The organism is Streptomyces sp. BK79, from assembly GCF_044142145.1.
Taxonomy (GTDB): Bacteria; Actinomycetota; Actinomycetes; order Streptomycetales; family Streptomycetaceae; genus Streptomyces.
On the sequence record NZ_JBHVOC010000056.1, the window covers coordinates 1 to 9,126 of the forward strand.

Annotated in this window: 6 protein-coding genes; 3 read left to right on the forward strand and 3 right to left on the reverse strand. The window is 73.3% G+C overall.

The window, feature by feature from the left end; all coding sequences use genetic code 11:
- Positions 1-282 precede the first annotated feature (282 nt).
- A complete protein-coding gene (locus ACFIF2_RS35615; protein WP_395577438.1) occupies positions 283-2,250 on the reverse strand; it encodes a sigma-70 family RNA polymerase sigma factor in 1,968 nt (655 codons plus the stop codon).
- A gap of 233 nt (positions 2,251-2,483) precedes the next feature.
- Positions 2,484-3,251, reverse strand: a complete 768-nt coding sequence (locus ACFIF2_RS35620) for a TetR/AcrR family transcriptional regulator (protein WP_395577439.1) — start codon at positions 3,249-3,251, stop codon at positions 2,484-2,486.
- 375 nt (positions 3,252-3,626) lie between these two features.
- Here ACFIF2_RS35620 and ACFIF2_RS35625 point away from each other — a divergent pair, with 375 nt between their 5' ends.
- Both ACFIF2_RS35625 and ACFIF2_RS35630 read left to right on the forward strand, forming a co-directional pair.
- Positions 3,627-4,997, forward strand: a complete 1,371-nt coding sequence (locus tag ACFIF2_RS35625) for an NAD(P)/FAD-dependent oxidoreductase (RefSeq protein ID WP_395577440.1) — start codon at positions 3,627-3,629, stop codon at positions 4,995-4,997.
- A 186-nt stretch (positions 4,998-5,183) separates the two neighbouring features.
- Positions 5,184-6,842: a SpoIIE family protein phosphatase gene (locus tag ACFIF2_RS35630; protein WP_395577441.1), complete on the forward strand. Its 1,659-nt coding sequence runs from the start codon at positions 5,184-5,186 to the stop codon at positions 6,840-6,842.
- Positions 6,843-6,857: 15 nt separating this feature from the next.
- Here the strand turns inward: ACFIF2_RS35630 and ACFIF2_RS35635 are convergent, their stop codons facing one another.
- Positions 6,858-8,123 (reverse strand): MDR family MFS transporter, encoded by a 1,266-nt coding sequence (locus ACFIF2_RS35635; protein WP_395577443.1) that lies wholly within the window; start codon positions 8,121-8,123, stop codon positions 6,858-6,860.
- Positions 8,124-8,272: 149 nt separating this feature from the next.
- Here ACFIF2_RS35635 and ACFIF2_RS35640 point away from each other — a divergent pair, with 149 nt between their 5' ends.
- Positions 8,273-8,821 carry a MarR family winged helix-turn-helix transcriptional regulator gene (locus ACFIF2_RS35640; protein ID WP_395577442.1) on the forward strand — a complete coding sequence of 183 codons (549 nt, stop codon included), beginning with the start codon at positions 8,273-8,275 and terminating at the stop codon, positions 8,819-8,821.
- The last annotated feature ends 305 nt before the right edge of the window (positions 8,822-9,126 follow it).

Below are 9,126 nucleotides of genomic sequence, written 5' to 3' on the forward strand. Positions count from 1 at the left end.
GGGGGGGGGGGGGGGGGGGGGGGGGGGGGGGGGGGGGGGGGGGGGGGGGGGGGGGGGGGGGGGGGGGGCGGGGGGGGGGGGGGGGGGGGGGGGGGGGGGGGGGGGGGGGGGGGGGGGGGGGGGGGGGGGGGGGGGGGGCCGGGGCGGGGGGGTGTCCGTCCTCGGAACGGCGCGGAATCGGTTGGCCACAGAAGTGCTGTGTGTTGACGCGCCAACCGCTGCGGGCGGACACCCCCCGGCCCGTCCCCTTCCCGCCGTACGCGGCTTTCCGTCCGGTCTCCCCTAGGCGCAGGTGAAGCGGGACTCCGCCCAGTTCGCCAGGGCCGCGCCGTCGAGGTGGTTGTGGGGTTCGACTACGAGGGTGATGTTCTCGCGGCCCGAGATGTCCACGTGCACGGGTACCGCCGGGTCGCCGCCCTTGACCATCCCGGAACTCCACAGGCGTACGCCGTCGGCGTGCACCGAGAAGTGGACCTTGCCCAGTTTCATCGTCAGGTCGTCGATGCCGACCAGGGCGTCGTAGGAGGAGCAGGAGCGGTTGAGGTCGATGGTGACGGAGGAGCTGCCGTTCACCGTGACGCCGTGCGTGTACCGCTCGCCGCCGATGGAGAGGGCGGAGCGTTGCCACACCCAGCTGCTGCCGGTCAGCCGCATCTCGGGGCCGGTGCCGTCGCCGCTCACGTCGTACGCCAGCTCGTTCCACTGGTAGACGGTCGGGGTGGGGGGTGGTGGTGGCGGCTTGGGGGTTGGGGTCGGGGTGGGGGGCGGGGTTGGGGTTGGTTTTGGGGGTGGGGTTGGTTTTGGGGTGGGGGTGGGGGTTGGGGATGGTTTGGGGGTCGGTTTGGGTGGGGGAGTCGGGCGGTCGGGTGCGGCTGCCGGGGGGCGGGGTGGCTGTGGGGTGGGGGTGGGGGTGTCGGGGGCCGGTTGGGCCACCGGGGAGGAGGCGGGCGGGGCGGCCTTCGGGGGTTTCCGGGTGGGGGTGTCGTCGCCGGCGAGGGCGAAGACCAGGGCCGCCGCGGCGGCCACGGCGACCACACCGGCCGCTATGCCCGCCTTCACCGGCGCGCCGAGTCCTTCGGAGGCCGCCGCGCCGCCGGACGCGCCGCCGCCTGATCCGGCCGCCGCACCTGCCGCGCCGGCGCCCGAGGCGATGAGACCCGCCGCCTTGGCGTACCCGGCGGCACCGAACCAGCCGATGACCGCGACCGGCACCACGGCGGGAATGCCGCTCGCGACCTCCTCGATCTGGCTGGCGGCCAGCCGGCACCTCGCGCACTCCTCCAGGTGCTTGCGCAGCCCCCGCTCCGCCCGGGTCCGCAGCCTGCCGCGCGCGTACGTACCGAGCTGGTCGGCGTAGCGGGCGCACTCCTCGTCGGCGGCGAGGGCCTCGCTGACGTGGGCCTGGAGGTAGGCCTGCTTCAGGCCCTCGCGGGCGCGGCTGGCGAGCACCCGGGTGCCGTTGGCGTCCAGCCCGAAGAGCATGGCCACCTCACTCGGCGACTCGTCCTCGACCTCCGTGTGCCACAGCACGGCCTGCCACCGCTCCGGCAGGGAACGGAAGGCGCGCAGGGCCATCGACTGCTCGGCCTCGTGCATGGCCCGGACGTCGGCGCCCAGTTCCAGGGTGTCGTCGTCCGCCGCCTGGGAGGCCTGCGCGGCCTGCGCCGCGAACACCGCGAAGTCGTCGACCAGTTGCTCCCGTCCGGCCGAGCGGGTCCAGCCGGCGGCGACCCGTCGGACCGCGGTGAGCAGGTAGGCGCGTACGGCGTGCTCCGGGCCCGAACCGCCGCGCACCGCCTGGAGCATGCGGGCGAACACCTCGGCGGTGAGGTCGTCCGCGGTGTGGGCGTCGCGGCAGCAGGTGCGCGCGTACCGGCGGACCGCGTCCGCGTGGCGGCGGTACAGCTCCTCGTAGGCCCCGTCGTCACCCGCGCGCATCCGCTCGATCAGCTCCGCGTCGGACGGCGGCACCTCACGGGGCGGCGGCAGGACACTCCCGTCCCACAGCTCGCGCGGCGGAGGCAGGACGCTGCCCCCGTGCCGCTCGCGCTGGGCCGGGACCCCGCCCTCCAGGGATGCGGTGTCCTCCGCGGTCCCGGTGACCCGCGTGGGCCCCGCGCCGGAGCCGTCCACGGGCACGTCGTCCCGCGGGTCCCGGGCGGGCCCGCCGCCCTGCTCGGGCACCTGTGGCGGGTCGCCGGCCCCGGTGCCGCCGTCACCCAGTGACCCGTCCCGTCCGTCAACGCTCATCGCGGAAAGCCCCCGCCGCCTGCCCACCCAGTCCGAACACCGGGTCAGCGTGCCATAGCGGTTTTTGGTCAGGACCCTCCAGGGCGGACCGTCACTCGTCCGAGGGGATTTGCCGCCGCCCGGTCATAACGCTCAGCCGTTCGGGGGAGGAAAAGGTGCCCCCGCGCCGGAGGGCGCGCCGAGCGAGAGGCCCGGCCACAGGGCGGCAGGGCCTGCCCGACCGTCCCGCCGCCTCACGCCGGCCGGGACCGCAGTCCCTCCAGCAGGATGTCCAGGAGCCGGGCTGAGGCGGCCGCCTGCTGTGCCGCGTCCGGCAGCGAGGGAGCCGCCGTCGCTATCACCAGCAGGACGTCCGACACCGACACGTCCGGCCGCAGCTCGCCCGCCGCTCGCGCCCGCTCCACGAGCCGGCCCACGACCTCCAGCAGCTCCGCCGCCCCGTCGTCGTGCGCCACCGAGGCCGCCTGGCCGACCGGCGCGAGCCCGTCGGACACCAGCCGCAGCTCACCCGAGCCCGGCTGTATCCGCTGCTGCGGCACCCGGGGCTCCTCGGCGACCCCGCCACCGTCGTCCGCCACCCCGACCCGCAGTATCTGCGGCGGCAGCAGCCGGCCGGCCCCCGAGGCCACCGACGTCCGCAGGAAGCGCGACAGCGCCGACCACGGCTCGTCCTCCTGCCCGAGCGCCGCCCGCGCCTGATCCGTCAGCCGGGCCGTCTCCTCCTCGGCTATCCGCCGCACCAGGACGTCCTTGCTGGGAAAGCGCCGGTACACCGTGCCGACACCGACCCGCGCCCGCCGCGCCACGTCCTCCATCGGCGCGCCGTACCCCAGCTCGCCGAACACCTCGCGTGCCGCGCGCAGCACGTGCTCCAGATTGCGCTGGGCGTCCACCCGCAGCGGCGCGGTGCGCCCCGCGTCCGCGCGTCCGCCACCCGCGCTCATCGCGCCCTGCGGCGTGACCGTGGACGCGGACGACCAATGAGAGTCCTGAACATGCATCGACAATCCCCCGGTAATGACGTCTCCCCCCGGAGACTCTCCCCGCCATTGAAAGCCGGAGTGCGCGGAACCCGCCCGGTGCTGCGGCCCCGACCGTCGCGGACCCGATGAGCACATCCCCCTGCACCCCGTCGGAAAGAACATAGTTGAGCGGGAGTCAATTCAGAAGGGGCAGGTTCCGCACGGAGCGGGCCCCGGTCGGAGTACGGATCTTTCCCACCCCGTATGCGGTGCTTTCCGCCCCCACTCCCACCCTTGCTGACCTGCGCAACCGCGACCTGCCACGGCGATCGGGCCCGGCCCGCGCCCCCGCGGGTTCCGGTCACACAAATCGACGAGCCTGTGGACAAACGCAAGCGCCGGGTGCGTCATGGGATGGTGAAGGAACGTGCGCGCATTCTCGTTGTCGGCGGCGGCTACGTCGGGATGTACACGGCCCTGCGTCTGCAGCGGAACCTCAGAGGCGAACTCAGGCGGGGCGAAACCGGCATCACGGTCGTCACGCCCGACCCCTACATGACGTACCAGCCGTTCCTCCCCGAGGCGGCGGCCGGCTCCCTCTCCCCGCGCCACGTCGTGGTGCCGCTGCGCCGCGTCCTCGGCCAGTGCGACGTCGTCATCGGCGAGGCACGCGCCATCGACCACGCGGCCCGCACCGCCACCGTCAGCACCCTCGCCACCGAGGAGGGCGCGGGCGTCCGCAGACTGACGTACGACGAACTGGTCCTCGCCCCCGGCTCGGTCTCGCGCACCCTGCCGGTCCCCGGCCTCGCCGAGCACGGCGTCGGCTTCAAGACCGTCGAGGAGGCCATCGGCCTGCGCAACCACGTCCTCGAACAGATGGACATCGCCTCCTCCACCCGCGACCCCGCCATCCGGGACGCCGCCCTCACCTTCGTCTTCGTCGGCGGCGGCTACGCGGGCGTGGAGGCCCTCGGCGAACTGGAGGACATGGCCCGCTACGCCGCGCGGTACTACCACAACGTCACACCGGACGACATGAAGTGGATCCTCGTCGAGGCATCCGACCGCATCCTGCCCGAGGTCGGCGAGGAACTGGGCCGCTACACGGTCACCGAACTGCGCCGCCGCAACATCGACGTACGCCTGGACACCCGCCTGGAGTCCTGCGCCGACCGCGTCGCCGTCCTCAGCGACGGCTCCCGCTTCCCCACCCGTACGGTCGTGTGGACGGCCGGCGTCAAACCCCACCCGGTCCTCGCCGCCACCGACCTGCCCCTCGACGAGCGCGGCCGGCTCACCTGCACCCCCCACCTCACGGTCACCGGCACCCCGCACGCCTGGGCCGCGGGAGACGCCGCCGCCGTCCCCGACGTCACCGCGCGGGAATGCGGCCGGCCGTGCGCCCCCAACGCCCAGCACGCCGTACGCCAGGCCAGGACCCTCGCCGACAACATCACGCACGCCCTGCGCGGCGAACCCCTGGAGACGTACGAGCACAAGTACGCCGGTTCCGTCGCCTCCCTCGGCTTCCACAAGGGCGTCGCGCACGTCTACGGGCGCAGGCTGAAGGGCTACCCCGCGTGGTTCATGCACCGCGCCTACCACCTCAGCCGCGTCCCCACCGTCAACCGCAAGGCGCGCGTGCTGGCCGAATGGGCCCTCGCCGGACTCTTCAAACGGGAGATCGTCTCCCTGGGTTCACTCGAACATCCGCGAGCGGAGTTCGAACTCGCGGCCGGTGGAAAGCCTTCTCAGGAACCACCGCGCAACCCGAAGGGGTAGTCCTGACCGGACCCAGGAACTCCCCGGCCCGGTCCGGCGTCTGACGGACGGCGGCCCGGCCGGCACCCTGCCAGACTGGTCCACCACCGCGGGCGCGCCACCGCTCGTCTCCGCGCGGCTCCGGGAACGGCCGATCCCGGCCCGTTCCGGCACTCGGCCGCCGACAACTACACGAGGCAAGGATTCGTGAACTTCACGCGCTGGAGCGCCCGACTCCCCGGAACGCAGCGCCGCGCCGCAGCGCGGACCGACACGCCCCTCTCCCCGGACCGGCGGCCGGACGGCTCCGTACCCGCCGCCCGCGCCGAGCAGCTGACCGACGAGGCGCCGCCCGTGCCCGCCGTCGACGACCTGCCCGTACGCGACGTCCTCGACCGCGTCCCGGCCCTCGTCGCCCTGGTCCACGGCCCCGACCACCGCCTCGCCTACGTCAACGACGCCTACGTCACCGCCTTCGGCACCCGCCCCCTGGGCGAACCCGTCCGCGACGCCCTCCCCGAGCTGGACGCGCTCGGCCTCTTCCCCCTCCTGGACCAGGTCCAGCGCAGCGGCAGGCCCCGCACCCTCAAGTCCCGCAAGACCCCCGACGGCCGCTCCTACACCTTCACCTGCACGCCGGTCACCGAGACCGGGAGCGGCGGCGACCGGGGCGACCGGGGTGTCCTGGTGTTCGCCACCGACGTCACCGACCACGCGGAGGCCGCGGCCCGCCTGCGCGCGAGCGAACGCCGCCAGCGCGAGACCGCCGTCACCCTCCAGCGCTCCCTGCTGCCGCAGGAACTGGAGGAGCCCGACGACCTGCGCGTCGCCGCCACCTACCACCCCGGCGGCACCGAGGCCGCGGTCGGCGGCGACTGGTACGACGTGATCACCCTCGGCGGCGGCCGCACCGCCCTGGTCATCGGCGACGTCATGGGAAGAGGCGTCCGCGCGGCGGCCGTCATGGGCCAGCTCCGTACGGCGGTCCGCGCCTACGCCCGCCTCGACCTGCCCCCGCACGAGGTGCTCCAGCTCCTCGACGGCCTCGCCACCGAGATCGACGCCAACCAGATCGCCACCTGCGTCTACGCCATCCACGACCCGAACGAGGGCCGGCTGGTCTACGCCTCCGCGGGGCACCTGCCGATCCTGGTCCGCGACGAGAAGGGCACCGTCCAGCGCGCCGACGAACCGACCGGCCCGCCGCTGGGCACGGGCGGCTGGATCCACTCGTCCGGCTCGATCGCCCTGTCCCCCGGTTCCACGGCCGTCCTCTACACCGACGGCCTGGTGGAGCGCCGCAACGAGGACCTGGACGAGGGCATCGCCGCCCTGGAGCGCGCCCTGTCCGGCGCCACCGGCACCCCGCAGGTCGTCTGCGACCGCCTGGTCCGCTCGGCGGGCGTCACCCCGGACCACGACGACGACGTCGCCGTCCTGGTCCTCCAGCACCCCGCCCGCAAGGGCGCCGAGGCCGAGCTGTTCCGCAACGCCGCCCTGGAGCTGCTCGGCGGCGTGGAAGCGGCCCCCCGCGCGCGTGCCTTCGCCTCCGGCGTCCTGACCAGCTGGCGTTTCCCCACCGAACTGCACGACCTGGGTGTCCTGGCCACCAGCGAACTGGTCGCCAACTCCCTCCAGCACGGCACGCCCCCCATGCGGCTGCGGCTGCGCCGTACCGACCGCCGCCTGATCATCGAGGTCACTGACGGCGACGACCACCTCCCCAGGCGCCGCCGCGCGGAGCCCGGGGACGAGTCGGGCCGGGGCATCGCGATCGTCGCGACGATCGCCTCCACCTGGGGGTCCAGACGCACCCCAGGGGGCGGCAAGGCGGTGTGGTGCGAGTTCGTCCTGCCCAAGCAGTGAGCCACCGGCCCCCGCTCAGGCCTCGGCGGCCACCGCGTCGGCCGGCGTCCCGCCCTGCCGGGTGACCACCCGGCTCCGCGCGAGCGACGGCTGGTTCTGCACGTCCGTGAGCTGCCGCCCCAGCCGTACCGCCAGCACCGAGATGCCGAGCGAGAACAGCAGGAACATCACGATGTACGGCGCGTGCAGCGAGGCCCCGAGCGGCCCGCCCACCGCCGGCCCGATGGCCAGCGCCAGCTGCTTCACCAGCGCGAAGGCGGAGTTGTACTGCCCGGCCAGCCCGGTCGGCGCCAGATCCGCCACCAGCGGCGCCAGCGTCGGCGACAGCAGGGCCTCACCCAGCCCGAACAGCGCGTACGTCGAGATGAACGCGGCCGTCGCCATCGTCTGGCTGCCGTGCCCGAGCCCGGCGTACCCGGCGACGGCCCACGCCACCGCCCAGATCAGCCCCACGGCCGCGATGACACGCGACCGCTTCCGCCGCTCCACGAACTTCAGCACGGCGAACTGAGCGACGACGATCATCAGCGTGTTGGCCGCCAGCGCGGTCCCCAGCGCGGACGTGGAGATCCCGGCCGCCTCGACGCCGTACGCGCTCAGGCCCGACTCGAACTGCCCGTAGCAGGCGAAGAAGAGCACGAAGCCCAGCACGCACAGCTGCACCATGGCCCGGTTGCCGAGCAGCTGCTTCCAGCTGCCCGCGCCCGACTGCCCCGGGGCCTGCTCGATACGCGGCGCACGCGGCGCGCGCACCGTCGCCATCACCGCGACCAGTACCAGGAACATCGCCGCCTCGATCGCGAACAGCAGCGTGAAGGACGACGCGCTCGTGGTGTCGACCAGGTGGCCACCGATGAGCCCGCCGACGCCGAGCCCCAGGTTCTGCAGGAAGAACTGCGTGGCGAACGCCCGGGACCGCGTCTCCGTGGTCGAGCAGTCCACGATCATCGTCGCGAGCGCCGGCTGCATCACGGCCTGTCCCGCACCCAGCGCGGCGGCCGACAGGAGCACGGTGGTCGCCGAGGCCGACAGGCCCAGGCTCAGCGCGCCGAGCGCGGCGGTGACCAGGGAGGCGAGCAGCACCGGGAGCGGGCCCCGCCGGACGATGGCCCGCCCGGCGAACGGCAGCACGATCAGCGCGGCCACGGCGAAGACGGCGAGCACGAGACCCGCCGTCATCGAACCCAGTCCCCGTACCTGCGCCACATAGACGTACAGGTAGGGGACGGTGAAGCCGAGCCCGAACGCGCTGAGTGCGTTGCCCACGTGGATCCGGCGCATCGCGGCGCCCCTTGCCCTGGTCACGTTCACCCTCTCTTGGATCGATCGCTCCAGCCGTTAGAGCTGAAGACTTAGAAGCTAAAGTTCGAAGCTAAAGAGTACATAGTGAAGGACTTCAAGGCAAAGGAGCTCCGTGCCATACTGCGGCCATGGGCGACACCTCCGGCGCCGGCGAGCCGACACTCGAAGAACAGATCGCCGCCTACCAGCGCGAGTTCCAGGACCTCGACCCCCAGGTCGAGAAGATCGTCTCGGCTCTCTCCCGCCTCAACCGCCGCATGAACGTCGCGTACGGCCGCCAGACGGCCGAGCTCGGCATCAGCAACACCGACTGGGAGGTCCTGAAGGCGCTCGTCCTGTCCGGCGCCCCCTACCGCCTGGGCCCCGGCGACCTCGCGAAGCGGCTCGGACTGACTCCGGCCGCGATGACCCACCGCATCGACCGCATGGTGACGGAGGGCCTGGTCACCCGGGAGCGCGACGAGTCCAACCGGGTCCGCGTCATCGTCGAGCTGACGGCGGAGGGACGCGAGAAGTGGCTGGAGGCCATGCGCCTCGCCACGGTCTTCGAGGAGGACCTGCTCCAGGACCTCTCCCCGGACGACCGGACCGCGCTCGGTGACGTACTCACCCGCCTTCTGCGCAGGGTGGAGCACGCCCAGCCGGACGCCGGTGGCCGGCTCAGCGACCTCGATTAAAGATCTTGACAGGGTCGCTTGACAGTCCCCTGCGGGATCCGTAGGGTTCTTCGGGTTGCCACGGGGCCGTAACGGTTCTGCGGTAACCACTCCCGCCGCGTCAGCGGCACCCAAACCACCAGCACGACTCCCAGTGGGAATGGCTTCGGCGTGTCCGAAACCAATTCCGATTGGAGTGCGACGGCCGATCGACCCGATTGGGAATCGCCGAAAGAGTCCGCTAAGGTTTGAGACGTCGGAACGGCCCAACAGCCGGGAAGGCAACCCCCTCTGACGGGGAATCAGAGCCCGAAAGGATCTGATAG